This window comes from Sneathiella sp. P13V-1 (genome assembly GCF_015143595.1).
Taxonomy (GTDB): domain Bacteria; phylum Pseudomonadota; class Alphaproteobacteria; order Sneathiellales; family Sneathiellaceae; genus Sneathiella.
In genome coordinates this window covers 24944-38488 of the sequence record NZ_WYEU01000003.1, presented here as the reverse complement: position 1 = coordinate 38488, position 13545 = coordinate 24944, and the positions used below count along the sequence as shown (strand labels likewise).

Below are 13545 nucleotides of genomic sequence, written 5' to 3'. Positions count from 1 at the left end.
TAGATAGTTACATATGAAATTAACTTACCTGCCCGGACTTGAAAACGCAACATAAATAGTTACTTTTGAAACTAGTTGTGTTATCTATTCCGGTATATGGTGACCACCCAATGGGTGAAGTATTAATTAAACAGGTGATGAATATGGCGAAAAAACCTTTTGCGTCTTCTGCAGACACTGAAGAAAAACTTGAAACCTTAGAGGTGCTGGCAGATGGCGTTTTTGCCCTTACAGCAGAAGGTGACCCGAACGTCGGTGCGATCGAAGCGGAAGATTACATCATTGCGTTTGAAGCGCGCGCGACACCAAAAGCAGCCAACGACTGGCTCGAAAAACTGCGGGAACATACTGACAAGCCAGTCAAATATCTGATCCTGTCTCATTACCATGCGGTTCGTGTGTTGGGTGCCAGTGCCTTCAATGCGGAAAGCATTATCACACATGAAAAAACCAAGTTTCTGATTGAAGAGCGTGGCAAGCAGGACTGGGACAGCGAATATGGGCGTATGCCGCGCCTGTTCCGTGAACCGGAAGGTATTCCGGGTCTAACCCATCCAGACATTACTTTCAATGACCGCCTGACAATTCCACTCGGCGGTGATCGTGGCGATCTGGTTCTTGAATATTGCGGTCGTGGTCATACCGCCGGTGATATCATCGCATGGTTGCCAAAGCACAAGATCCTGTTTGCAGGTGATCTTGTGGAAGCTGCGGCAGCCCTTTACACAGGCGATGCGTTCCATTTCGATTGGGCGTCTGAAACGCTGGATAAAGTGAAATCCTATAACGCTGAAATTCTTATCGGGGGGCGCGGTGCAGTTGCACGCGGCCGCGATGAAGTGGATGCCGCGATTGAGCAGACACGTGGTTTCCTCAATGGCATGATCGAAAAAGTGGGTGAAGTGCACAAGCGCGGCGGAACATTGAAAGAAGCGTTTGAAGCAACACATGAACATCTTGAGCCAAAATTTGGCATGTGGCCAATTTTTGAACATTGTCTGCCATTTGACGTTCAGCGCCTCTGGGATGAGTTTGAAGGCATTGATTGGCCGCGCATCTGGACGGATGAGCGCGACCGCGAAGTTTGGGATCAACTCCAAGACTAAATTCAGCGTTACTGTATATTTAGAAGCCGCCTTGGAAAAGGCGGCTTTTTTATGTGTAACAGGATTGATTTTTCCGACATTCATACCCACACTCCAATTAATAATTGAGGAGGCACATGTGACAGGAAATACAGATCAAACAGTATTGGTTGTTGGTGCAGGTATTGTTGGAACAAGTACCGCATATACGCTGCAAAAAGCAGGTTACCGGGTTACTTTGATCGACCGTATTGGGCCATGCGCTGGAAGTTCCTATGGGAATGCCGGGGCCATTGTAGATAGCTGTGTGCCCAACGCCTTGCCGGGCATCTTAAAATCTGTGCCATCCATGTTGCTGGATCCAACAGGCCCGCTCACCATTCGCTGGTCGTATTTGCATAAAATAACACCTTGGCTACTGCGTTTCGTGCAAGAAACACGCGCTGAGCGGGTTGAGCATAATGCAAAGTATTTGGGAGCACTGACCTCGTCAGCGTCATCTGATTGGCAGGTGATGATGGAAAATACGGGCCTCCAGCATCTCATCCGCGATGAGGGGTGGTTGAAGGTTTATGATAGTGAGGAAGGATTTCAAGAGACACATGCTATGCGTGATCTTATGTTGCGACATGGCAGCCCATTTGAAGTGCTTGGCATTGGCGATCTAAGGGATCTGGAACCCAATCTTAGCCATATCTTCAAACATGGAATTTATCACAATAAATCAAGGTTTTTGCTGAACCCTGAGAAAGTGGTTCACGGAATTGCCGACGCTTTCAAGCAAGAAGGCGGCGATATTGTCATTTCTGATATTCATACACTGAGAGCAGAAGAGAATGCCGTTACAGCCATAGGCAGTCATGGCAATGTAAGTGCAGATAAACTGGTTCTGTGTACTGGAGCGTGGTCCAAGAAGTTAGCCAGACAATTGGGTGCTGACATTCCGCTGGATACTGAGCGCGGGTATCATTTGATGATGCCTGCTGTAGAAGAAAAAGGCATTGGGCGACCGATTGTTTATGGGGAGAAGTCCTTTGTTCTCGCGCCGATGGAGCGGGGCATCCGGCTCACCAGTCAGGTGGAGTTTGCTGGCTTGGAACGAGGCCCAGATTTCCGGCGGGTGCGTAAATTACTGCCTTACGCACAGAAAATGCTCCCATCCTTGAAAACAGACGAGCAGGATGTGTGGTTAGGGTATCGCCCGTCGCTGCCGGATTCCCTGCCAATTATCGGGCCGTCTCCAGAATCAAATCGTGTGATATTTGCGTTTGGCCATCAGCATTTGGGAATGACCCTTGGCCCTACAACAGCGCGCCTTGTAAAAGAAATGCTGAACGACGAAATGGGCAGCCGTGAAATGTGGCCATACCGTGCAAATAGATTTTGAAATTCTATTATTTTGAATAGAGTTGCGATTGAATGTAGGTGTTTAATTTAGGAACTAGATATTTGCATTCTGACAGTTTCGATGCGGCCATGTACACGGGAACATTCACAACAGAGCTTTCAATGATCGCATAATCGGTCTCACGCTGCTTTTTTGGTAAAAGGGCTAAAAACGAGTCAACAGACACGAGAAGGTAATTAACGCGTTTTTTGTTCAAGAGACTGTATAAAGAGGCAACATTACTGGTCCCTGTGAGCTTTTTGTTCGATTTAATAAAAGCCGCGTAGGGAGGCGGAAAGGCTACTCCTCTAAAAAAAGCGCCGGTTTTGTCACTCAGGTTATTTAGATCCGAAAACTCGAATTGACTGTCTTTCAGTGTCACAACACCATATCTATCGACATTCCACCGGTCTGTATAAATATATTTTCGTTCGCGTTCTTCGGTCTTCAGAATTGCAACGACGAAATCAAGTTCCCCGATCTCGAGATCTCTTAAAACCCTTGGCCAGGGTTTTGTATCCTCAACAACTGCTTGCAGCCCTTCTGATTGAATAAAATCAATCAAAAAATCAAATGCAGGACCTTCACGACCTGCCTTATCTACTTGATTGATAAACGGGGGCCAAAGCGGGGGGCCAGATATTCGCACCTTAAGGCAGTCAGCCGCTACAGTAGCTGGCAAAAGAAGTACCAATACTGTGGACAAGATTCGGAGGTAATTCACTGGGGCACCCAAAATACGCTATACATTGATCTATTAAAGTACGGAAAGTCTAAAAAAATGTTTAACTGGTAAATTGATGCCATAGTAAATTTGGAATTGGTTCTTTTACTTTTTTCATTCAGAGTTTCAAATAAGTCCACTTTAAAAGTGGAGAGAGAAATGACTATCGTTCCAAGTGTTTGCCCGTTGGATTGTCCAGATACGTGCAGCTTCGACGTAACTGTTGAAGATAACAAGGTTGTTAAGGTTCGCGGATCCACTGCGAACCCGATTACGCGTGGTGTCATTTGTAATAAGGTATCTCGTTCTTATCCTGAATTTGTTCATGGCGATGGCCGCATCCTGACGCCTCTAAAGCGTGTTGGTCCCCGCGGGAAAGGCGAATTTGTCGAAATTACGTGGGATGAAGCGCTGGATGCAGTGAGGGAACGGTTTACCGATATCATCGATGAATTTGGTTCCGAAGCCATATTACCGCTTAACTACGCAGGACCCCATGGCATGTTGGCCGGTGGGTCCATGGATATGCGGTTTTTCCACAGGTTGGGGGCGAGCCGTCTTCATAGAAGTGCCATGTGCGGCGGGATTAAAAGTACAGCATTTAAGGCAACGCTTGGACCTGTCGGGGCGATGCAGCCGGAGCAGATCGTCCATTCAAAATTGATCATTGTTTGGGGGAATAACGTCACCTTTTCCAACCTTCATCTTGCGCCCCTCATCAAGGAAGCAAAGAAAAAGGGTGCCAAACTGATCGTCGTGGACCCAAAGAAGATCAAAATCGCGGATCAGGCCGATATGTATCTTCCGGTAAAACCGGGCACTGACGTTGTTTTGGCCTTTGCGATTGCAGCGGAGCTTGAACGGATAGGCGCGCTGGATGAAGCGTTTATGGCTGAACATGTGAAAGGAGCGGATGAGTATCTGTCAGCAGCTCGTGAGCTAACTATAGAGGAAGCGTCTGACATTTGCGGAATTTCGGTCCAAGATATTCAATCAGTTGCTGAGCTTTATGCATCAACCAATCCCGCCGTTATTGCAATGGGCAACGGGTTGGAGCGGAACCAAAATGGCGGAAACGGGGTCAGGGCCATTCTCGGGCTTCCTGCTATCGCGGGCAAGTTTGGTGTGCGCGGCGGTGGTGTTATTGGCGGGGCAGGAAATCTGTTCCCTAAAACATCTGAAAAGCTCACCCGACCTGACCTCCTACCGAAAGAAACTCGCACGCTCAATATCTTGGACGTGGGGCGGCATCTGGATGAAGATGATTTGGATACTCCGCTCAAAGGGGTGTTTATCTATAACCACAATCCGGTGATTGTTGCGCCTGACCAGAACCAAATGAAACGGGCTTTGTCACGGGAAGATCTGTTTATCGTTGGATCTGACGTGGTGATGACAGACAGCATGCGTTACGCTGATATTGTGCTGCCAGCTTCCACGCATTTTGAACATGATGATATCTTTTGCGCTTATGGGCAGCCCTATGTGCAACGGGCCGATGCCGTGATTTCTCCTGTTGGACAATCGTTGCCCAACACAGAGATTTTCAGGCGTCTCGCGGATCGTTTTGGCTTTAACGAAGCGCCGTTCAAAGCAACAGATGAAGAGTTGATGGATGAGGCGCTGGATGGCGCTGATCCAAGGTTTGAGGGCGTGCGCCCAAGCCAAATTCCGGTGGGCACTGCAATTAGTATGGAAAAGGAATTGGGCGAAGTGATTTTGTTCAAAAACGTTTTTCCAAAAACACCTTCGGGCAAGATTGAACTTCTGTCCGACGAATTGGGGGAGAAGTTTGGGCAGAGAAAAATCAGCTATAACCCTCTCAAGAGTGAATATCCGCTGACATTAATTTCCCCATCCTCAAATAAGCTCATTACATCTACTTTTGGTGGATTGAAGCAAAATGATGCAGCGCCAACCTTGGAAATGCACCCGTTGGATGCAAAGGCGCGTGAATTGTCGTCTGGTGACAAGGTACGGGTGCATAACGAACTAGGCGAAGTATTCCTTGAACTTGAGGTGACGGAAGCTGTGCGCCCAGGCGTTCTTTGTTCACCAAAAGGCTTCTGGTTTAAGACAACAGATAACGATCAGACGGTATCTGCTCTGGCTCCGACGACAAAAGCCGACTTGTGTGAAGGAGCGTGCTATAATGATGCGCGTGTAGAAGTGGAGGGTGTCAATTAAGCAAAGGATGCCGAATGTCCGTAGATAAATACCTCGTTACCGCGAAGCAGATTTCAGAATTTGAAGGCGTGAAGAAAGTTCATTTCCTGAACGATAAAGCCATCAGGGTCAACAAATCGCTTGGTGATTTGACAGGCCTTACCGGGTTTGGATTTCATATTGTTGAAGTTCAACCCGGTGATGAGACAACGGAGCATCACGTGCATTATCACGAAGATGAGTGCGTCTATGTACTGGAAGGGACTGCTACCGCCTATGTGGGAGAGGAGAACTTTGAAATAGGTCCCGGAGATTTTATTGGCTACCGCAAAGGTGGTTTATCCCATTCTTTAAAGAATACTGGCGATGTGCTTTTCCGTTGTATCGTTGTGGGGGAGCGCAACGAGCATGACATAGCGGATTACACCCGACTGAAGAAACGTATCTTTAGGCAGAAAAGTGTCGGCTGGAATCTGGTTGACCAAGACGATATTGAAGAAATCGGCGGCAATGTTGGCAAAAAATAACTGTCTTTCATATCGCGAAATAGAGTGGACTTGATCTAGTCAGGCCCCTTTATTTTTGTGATAATGCCGTATCGTCCTTTATTTCAGAATAGATCTTCATGTTAGATAACCCATCTGAGTTTCTTGCCTCCCTGTTCGATGTTGCTGTTGCCGCAGCAATGCCTTCAATTGATGCCATGCCGCTTCCTGAGCCAGCCAAAGGGAAAACTATTGTCATTGGTGCTGGAAAAGGCGCGGCTGCAATGGCGAAGGTTGTTGAAGACAATTGGCAAGGTGGAGACCTTGGTGGGATTGTTATCACCCGTTATCAGCACGGCCTGAATTTAAAGAAAATTCGTGTCATCGAAGCCGGACATCCGGTTCCTGACAGCGCAGGTAAAGAAGCCGCAGAGGAGATTTTAAAACTGGTTTCTTCTCTTGGAGAAGATGATCAAGTTATTTGCTTGATTTCAGGCGGGGGATCCGCCCTTTTGTCCTTACCAGCAGACGGTGTGTCCCTATCATCCAAGCAGACGGTGAATAAATCGCTTCTAAAGTCTGGGGCGAGCATTTCTGAGATTAACACGGTTCGAAAAAAGCTGTCTGCGGTCAAAGGTGGTCGTCTTGCCGTCGCAGCATGGCCCGCTAAAATGATGACATATCTTATTTCAGATGTTCCGGGGGATGATCAGTCGGTGATTGCATCGGGGCCTACCGTTCCTGATGAGACGACCTCTGCTGATGCGAAAGCTGTGTTGTTGAAATATGGGATCACACCGCCTGAAGATGTAAGCACTTTCCTTGAAACGGCAGCTGCGGAAACACCTGACGTGGACCATCCAGCTTTTAAGGCAGGGGCGGTGCATATGATTGCCACTCCTCATCAATCCCTTGTTGCGGTGACTAAAAAAGCAGAAGAAGCAGGGTTATCCGTCGTGTCATTGGGGGATAGCATCGAAGGGGAGGCTGCAGAGGTCGCCCGTGTAATGGCTGGAATTACCCGCTATGTGAAGGAACGTGATCTGCCTGTGGCCAAACCATGTTTGATTATCTCAGGCGGGGAGACAACCGTGACCGTCAAATCTGATGCTGGAGAGACTGGGCGTGGCGGACGAAATGCAGAATTTCTGCTGTCATTGACCAAAGAGTTGGATGGGATGGAAGGGGTTTATGCCATTGCCGCGGATACAGATGGAATTGACGGGACCGAAGATAACGCGGGTGCCATCATGCGACCGGATACAATCGCACGTGCCCATAAAAAAGGCATCAGTGCAGCCGAATATCTGGCGCGACATGATGCCTATAGTTTCTTTGATGCGCTGGGGGATCTTGTAAAAACGGGCCCCACAAGAACAAATGTTAATGATTTCAGGGCGATCCTGATCTTGTAATTAACCTCCGCCCAATAGCATGACCATAATCAGCCGTGCTTCTTTACCGGTGCGGTTATGGATTGCGTGTGGACGATCGGACCCATAACGAACGGTTTCACCCGCTTTGGCGGTGTTATGTTCGTCACCAGCTTCGATTTCTACTTCCCCTTCCAAAATGGTGAGGTGCTCCATCGTTCTTCTTTCATGAGGTTCGGAAACCAAAGACGCGCCCGGATTAATGGTTAGCTCATACCATTCAATCTGATTGACCAGATCGGCCGGTCCCAAAATTTTTAAGGTATAATTGCCGTCCGGATCATGAAGCACAGGGATGGAATTGGCGGGGACCACCTGAAGGCTGCCGGGGTTTTCCTCCCCCCTCACCAGATCATCAATACTCTGCCCTAATGCCTCAGCAAGGCGCCATACGATGGCGAGAGTTGGGTTGGTCTCGTTCCGCTCTATCTGAGATAACATGGATTTTGACATGCCGCACTGGTTCGCCAACTGATCCAACGTCAGTTGTTTCTGTTTGCGAAGTCGATTTACGGTCTTTCCAACGGTCGGAGTTTTCAAAGCGATCTTATTCATATTTTCAGTTGACAGGAATTAAATCCAATATATTGTACGCGACATTGATCCATTATATCGAACTTTTTTCCAATTGATAGAGGAAATACACATGTTTGCCATTGCTAAATCAAAAGCTGAGCGGGGGGTGTGGTCCGTTGACGAACCAGAACTACAAAAGCCTGAGCCTGGTATGGTGATGGTAGATGTTATTGCGGCCGGGATCTGCGGAACTGATTATCATATTTACAGTTGGGATCAGTGGTCTTCAGGGCGAATTAAAACACCTATGGTGATCGGTCATGAATTTGTTGGCGTGATTTCGGCGATCGGTGATGGGGTTGAGGGCTATGAGATCGGGGAGCGTGTCTCCGCCGAATGCCATATTGCCTGCGGAACTTGTGCCCTCTGCCGAAGCGGTAACGCCCATATTTGTGAGAAAACAGAAATTATCGGTGTAGATCGTCCTGGCATTTTTGCCGAAAAAGCGATCATTCCGGCAAGTAACCTTTGGAAAGTCCCTGACGCCATTCCTGATCACCATGCAGCTGTCTTTGACCCTGTTGGCAATGCCATGCACATGGTTGCAAGCGCAGATGTACGTGCAAAGAATGTTTTGATTGTTGGCGGTGGCCCAATTGGGTTGTTTGCGGCGGCCATTGCGAAATCTCATGGCGCGCGCACGGTCACCTTGCAGGAACCTAACCAGGCGCGTGCAGCCATTGCGTCTGAGTTGGATTTGGATCTGGTTGTTAATCCGCGTCATGAAAACAGTAAATCCGATATACTGGATCTGACGGATGGACGGGGGCCAGATGCTGTTCTCGAAGTAAGCGGTAACGGTGCAGCGCTAAATGCAGCGTTGGATATTGCCGCGCCAGGCGCAACTGTTGCTCTCCTCGGTATTCCGGGAGGACCTGTTGAATTGGATCTTGGCGGTAAAGTTGTCATGAAAGGGATCCGGCTTCTCGGGGTAACAGGCCGCCGTATGTATGAAACCTGGTTTCAGGTTGAGGCGTTTATGCTGAAAAACCCAGATCTCATAGAAAAGGTGATCACACACCGTCTGCCCGCGCGGCAGTTTGAAAAAGGGTTTCATCTAATGGATGAAGGCGCCTGCGGGAAGGTTGTTTTGGAATTTGGTCACGGTGCGTTGGGAGAAGTTGCATGAGCAAGAAGCTATTAGAGCGTTTGGCTGGCCAGTTGCAGAAAGCCGAAGAGAACGGAACCTATAAGCACCTGCGATCGTTAGAAAGCGCCATTGGTGCCCGTGTTGAGCTGGAAGGACAAGGGCAAGTTACTCTTTTTTGTTCCAACGACTATTTAGGATTTGCAAATGATCCCATTGTGGTAAGCGCCGCAAAACAGGCGCTGGATCACTTCGGTGCGAGTACGGCGTCTGTTCGCTTCATCTGCGGTACCCAAACAGTTCATGAAAAGCTGGAGAAAGATCTGGCAAGTCTTCATGGGACAGAGGCTGCGCTTACCTATTCTTCGTGCTGGGCTGCAAATACGGGTCTTTTTTCCGCTATATGCGGGGAAGGGGATGTGATCCTTTCTGATGAACTTAATCACGCAAGCCTGATTGATGGCATTCGTGTGGCTGGTAAAGGTGTTCAAAAGCAAGTCTATAAACATTCAGACATGGCGGATCTGGAAGAAAAACTTGAAGCGGCGATATTGGCACCTGCGCGCATTATCGTAACTGATGGCGTTTTCTCTATGGAAGGTGATATTGCGCCACTTGATCAGATCGTTGAGCTTGCAGACAAGTATGATGCGTTGATTGTTTTGGATGACTCTCATGGTCTTGGGGTAATGGGTCAACACGGATTGGGTGTCGCTGAACATTACGGAGTATTGGATCAGATTGACATTTTCACAGGTACCTTGGGTAAGGCGCTTGGGGCCGGAACAGGTGGTTTTGTTGCCTGTCCTTCATCTGTACGTGAAACACTTATTCAAAAATCCAGACCACACCTGTTTTCGAATGCGTTGCCACCAAGTGTTGCGGCGGCTGGATCAACTTCCATTCAATTATTGCAAGATGATCCACAAAGAGTCGCTGTGTTGCAGAAAAAAGCAAATTGGTTCAGAAGTTACCTTCAGGATTTAGGCTTAAAGCCTCTCGTTGGTGAGAGTGCGATTGTTCCTGTGATCTTAGGGCAAACGGCCACGGCGATCGAAGTTGCCAGCAAGATGCTGGAGAAAGGGATCTTTGTAACGGGGTTTGGTTTCCCCGTGGTGCCAGAGGGTGAGGCTCGTGTCAGATTCCAGGTCTCTTACCTGCATAATGAGGAGGACCTGAAACAAGCTGCGGACACTCTGGCATCGATCATCAAAACACTACCAGAGGATGTTCAGGCAATAGCTAGAAAATAGAATATCAGATCAGCCCCTTTTAAGAAAATCATATATTCTTGAAATAATAATAAGCTATTATATTCAATAGATTATTATTTATTTATACGTGTAAATATATATTATTTTTTCTTGATGTATGGGCGAAGAAGACCAATTTGAATAAGAGGGCCTTTCACTCCGGATGCTTGAAAGGCGGCATTCAAGATGGAGACTTCGCTTATGAGTAGAATAAATGATGATTTTCGAAAAATTATAGAGAAGGATCAGGCTGAACAGCAGAGTAAAGTGTGGAGCGGAACGTTTCTGGATTATCTGGAGCTTGTCCGGGAAAAGCCGGAAACTTTCGCATTGGCGCATCGTCACATGTATGAAGTAATCAGCCAAGCAGGAGAAATTCCTGAGGAGGAAAAGGATAACTCAGCGAGATCCTTGAAGCTCTGGGGGGATACACCGCCTAGAGTTTACAATTTCTTCAAAGGGGAGTTCTTTGGAATAGAGCCGGCATTGGAAAAAATCGTCCGCTACTTCCATGCCGCCGCCATGAAAGGAGAGGAGAGCCGCCAAGTCCTCTACCTCATGGGTCCGGTTGGGGCAGGTAAAAGTTCCATTTCCGAACATCTAAAACGCAAGCTAACAGAAGCCGATCCAATTTTTGTGATTGACGGGTGCCCTATCCGCGAAGAACCATTGCATTTGGTTCCGCGATCTCTTCGCGAGAAATTCAATGAAATGTTGGAAGTCCAAATCGAAGGAGAGCTTTGTCCGGTTTGCCGCCATCGGTTAGAACATGAATTTGAGGGGAAATACGAGAAATTCCCGGTAACCACCAGCACTTTTTCAAGAGTGCATCGCCGAGGTATTGCGGTGGTCCCGCCAGTTGATCCCAATAATCAGGATACGTCCGTCCTGATTGGATCGGAAGATATTTCGAAACTGGATAAATATTCCGAAGGGGATCCAAGGGTTCTTGACCTGAACGGTGCCTTCAATGTTGGTAACCGCGGTATTGTTGAGTTCATTGAGGTGTTCAAGAACGAAACGGAATATCTGCATTCCATTATCACGGCAACACAGGAGAAATTTGTCCCAGCCCCCGGTCGTCATGGGACAATATATGTGGATGCTGTCATCCTGGCCCATTCAAATGAAGCGGAATGGCGAAGGTTCAGGGCTGATCATACAAATGAGGCCATTCTGGACCGTATTGTCACCGTTAAGGTGCCATATAATCTTCGTCTTGATGAAGAAATCCAGATTTATGAGAAAATGCTAGGGCGCTCTGGGTTTAAGTCTCATATTGCGCCTCATACCCTCAAGGTCGCCGCCATGTTTGCTGTGATGAGCAGGCTGCATAAATCGCCTAAATGCGATGTGATCACCAAGATGCGACTTTATAACGGTGAGGATGTCGTTGAGAAAGGTCGCACCAAGAAAATCGACCTTATGGAGCTCAAAGAAGATGCGCCGTTCGAAGGTATGAGTGGAATTTCACCACGCTTTATCATGAAAGCCATTGATAGTGCTCTGACGGACAGTCAGGAAGGCATTACCCCTATCCATATTCGTGATGTGATGATCCGTATGGTGAAGGAAATGGATTTTGCGGATGATATTCGCAAATACTATTTGGAACTTCTGCAAGATACGATTCATAAAGCATATCTGGAGATTTTGGAGAAAGAAATCACCAAGGCCTTTGTGTATGCCTATGAAGAACAGGCTGAAACACTGTTCCATAACTACCTTGATCACGCTGAAGCCTATGTCAATAAAACGACTTTGAAAGACCGCGATAGCAGCGAAGACATGGAGCCCGATGAGGATTTCCTTAAAAATATCGAGGAGCAGATCGCGATTATTGGATCGTCTGTGGATGGCTTCCGTCAGGAGGTTATCTCTTATCTTTGGGCCATAGGTCGCCGCGGGAAAAAAGTGAATTACAAAAGCTATGATCCACTTCGCGAAGCTATTGAAAAGAAACTGATGGAATCCGTTCGGGATATCAGCCGCATCATTACAAAAGCCCGTACCCGTGATGAGGATCAGCGGCAAAAATTTGGGGATCTGGTGAGCAACATGCTGGACCGTGGATATAATGAGTATTCCGCGGATGTTGTTCTTAAATACGCAGCAAACCATCTGTGGAAGGATTAAAGGAGAGGGAAATGAGTGCCATTTTCCGACCTTATTCCCCGTCAGATAGCCAGCAATCAGATCGCTCCTCCGGTGATCGACAGCGGCATCGTGAAAAGCTGCGGGAGGCCTTAAAGGAAAATATCGCTGATGTAATTTCCGAACAGTCCATCATTGGTCGCGGCCCGGACAGCATTGTCAAAGTCCCGATCCGAGGCATAAAAGAATACCGGTTTGTTTATGGTCAGAACCAACCACGCGTCGCACAAGGCAATGGTGATACTGAACCGGGCGATCAAGTCGGTAAGATCAAAAAAGAGGGACAAGGAGAAGAAGGGCCTGTGGGTGATCAACCTGGCGAAGATTACTTCGAAACTGATGTGACTTTAGAAGAGCTGGTCGAGATCATGTTTGAAGATTTAGAATTGCCAGATCTGGAGAAAAAGCCGTTGCGTGTCTTGGAAACATTAGGCGCACGGAAAAGAGCAGGCACCAAAAGAGCGGGGGTGAGAGCGCACCTTGATAAAAAGAAAACCGCAAAGAACAGGCTTCGCAGGAAACTCATTCGGGATAGGCAGCAGGAAACACCAATCGATCCTGGGGAAGAGGAGAGCTTTTCTTTTGATAAACGGGACTTCAGATACCACCGCAGAAAACCCGATATCAAATATCAGTCAAACGCCGTTGTGCTTTGTATTATGGATACGTCTGGGTCCATGACGGTGATGAAGAAGTATCTGGCCAGATCCTTTTTCTTTCTTCTCTACCAATTTGTCCGCTTGAAATATCGCCAGACAGAAATCGTTTTTGTGGCCCACGATACAATCGCTAAAGAGGTTGATGAAGACAGCTTCTTCCACAAAGGGGAAGCTGGCGGGACTAAAATCTCGTCCGGATACAAGAAGGCGCTCGAAATTATTGAAGAGAGGTTCCATCCAACTCTTTGGAACATCTACGCGTTTCATTGTTCTGATGGAGATAATTTCTCAGAAGACGTGCCGCTCACTTTAAAATTGGCAGAAGAGCTGTGTAAGAAGTCCAACCTCTTTGGATATGGGGAAATAAAGCCCGGAGGTGTGACATCCTGGGGTGTTTCCATGTCCAAGAACTTTGAAAAGCTGACATCCGACAATTTTGTGACGTTACAGATTACCTCTAAATCCGATATCTGGCCCAAATTCAAAGCGTTCTTATCAAAAGAAAGAGAACCGCTTGAGTTAGAGGAGGGGTAAGG

The 13545-nt window shown here is 47.5% G+C and carries 11 protein-coding genes; 9 read left to right on the top strand and 2 right to left on the bottom strand.

Features of this window, described 5'->3' with window-relative positions:
* The first annotated feature begins 143 nt into the window (after nucleotides 1-143).
* Together GUA87_RS13295 and GUA87_RS13290 are read left to right on the top strand one after the other, a co-directional pair.
* Nucleotides 144-1106, top strand: coding sequence for an MBL fold metallo-hydrolase (locus GUA87_RS13295; protein WP_193717491.1), 963 nt, complete (start codon nucleotides 144-146; stop codon nucleotides 1104-1106).
* Nucleotides 1107-1224: 118 nt separating this feature from the next.
* Nucleotides 1225-2472 carry an NAD(P)/FAD-dependent oxidoreductase gene (locus GUA87_RS13290; protein ID WP_193717094.1) on the top strand — a complete coding sequence of 416 codons (1248 nt, stop codon included), beginning with the start codon at nucleotides 1225-1227 and terminating at the stop codon, nucleotides 2470-2472.
* A gap of 7 nt (nucleotides 2473-2479) precedes the next feature.
* Here GUA87_RS13290 and GUA87_RS13285 read toward each other — a convergent pair whose 3' ends face one another.
* Nucleotides 2480-3196 carry a substrate-binding periplasmic protein gene (locus GUA87_RS13285; protein WP_193717093.1) on the bottom strand — a complete coding sequence of 239 codons (717 nt, stop codon included), beginning with the start codon at nucleotides 3194-3196 and terminating at the stop codon, nucleotides 2480-2482.
* Between the two features lie 159 nt (nucleotides 3197-3355).
* Here GUA87_RS13285 and GUA87_RS13280 point away from each other — a divergent pair, with 159 nt between their 5' ends.
* From GUA87_RS13280 to GUA87_RS13270, 3 genes are all read left to right on the top strand, one after another.
* Entirely contained in the window at nucleotides 3356-5383 is a 2028-nt protein-coding gene (locus GUA87_RS13280) for a molybdopterin-dependent oxidoreductase (RefSeq protein WP_193717092.1), read from the top strand.
* Between the two features lie 14 nt (nucleotides 5384-5397).
* On the top strand, nucleotides 5398-5889 hold the full coding sequence (locus GUA87_RS13275; protein ID WP_193717091.1) for a cupin domain-containing protein: 492 nt from the start codon (nucleotides 5398-5400) through the stop codon (nucleotides 5887-5889).
* 98 nt (nucleotides 5890-5987) lie between these two features.
* Nucleotides 5988-7262 (top strand): glycerate kinase, encoded by a 1275-nt coding sequence (locus GUA87_RS13270; protein WP_193717090.1) that lies wholly within the window; start codon nucleotides 5988-5990, stop codon nucleotides 7260-7262.
* On the opposite strand, the gene GUA87_RS13265 is transcribed toward GUA87_RS13270, so the two are convergent.
* The gene (locus GUA87_RS13265; RefSeq protein WP_193717089.1) at nucleotides 7263-7835 is read right to left on the bottom strand and encodes an XRE family transcriptional regulator; all 573 of its coding nucleotides are present in this window, start codon (nucleotides 7833-7835) and stop codon (nucleotides 7263-7265) included.
* Nucleotides 7836-7926: 91 nt separating this feature from the next.
* Between GUA87_RS13265 and tdh the strand changes: the two genes are divergently transcribed.
* The 4 genes from tdh (at nucleotide 7927) to GUA87_RS13245 (ending at nucleotide 13543) form a co-directional block, all read left to right on the top strand.
* The gene (tdh, locus tag GUA87_RS13260) at nucleotides 7927-8985 is read left to right on the top strand and encodes an L-threonine 3-dehydrogenase (RefSeq protein WP_193717088.1); all 1059 of its coding nucleotides are present in this window, start codon (nucleotides 7927-7929) and stop codon (nucleotides 8983-8985) included.
* The gene (locus GUA87_RS13255; protein WP_193717087.1) at nucleotides 8982-10196 is read left to right on the top strand and encodes a glycine C-acetyltransferase; all 1215 of its coding nucleotides are present in this window, start codon (nucleotides 8982-8984) and stop codon (nucleotides 10194-10196) included. Before tdh ends, GUA87_RS13255 begins: the two co-directional genes overlap by 4 nt.
* Nucleotides 10197-10397: 201 nt before the next feature.
* Nucleotides 10398-12332: a serine protein kinase gene (locus GUA87_RS13250; RefSeq protein WP_193717086.1), complete on the top strand. Its 1935-nt coding sequence runs from the start codon at nucleotides 10398-10400 to the stop codon at nucleotides 12330-12332.
* Between the two features lie 11 nt (nucleotides 12333-12343).
* Complete coding sequence (locus tag GUA87_RS13245) at nucleotides 12344-13543, top strand: YeaH/YhbH family protein (protein WP_193717085.1); 1200 nt, start codon at nucleotides 12344-12346, stop codon at nucleotides 13541-13543.
* Nucleotides 13544-13545 lie beyond the last annotated feature (2 nt).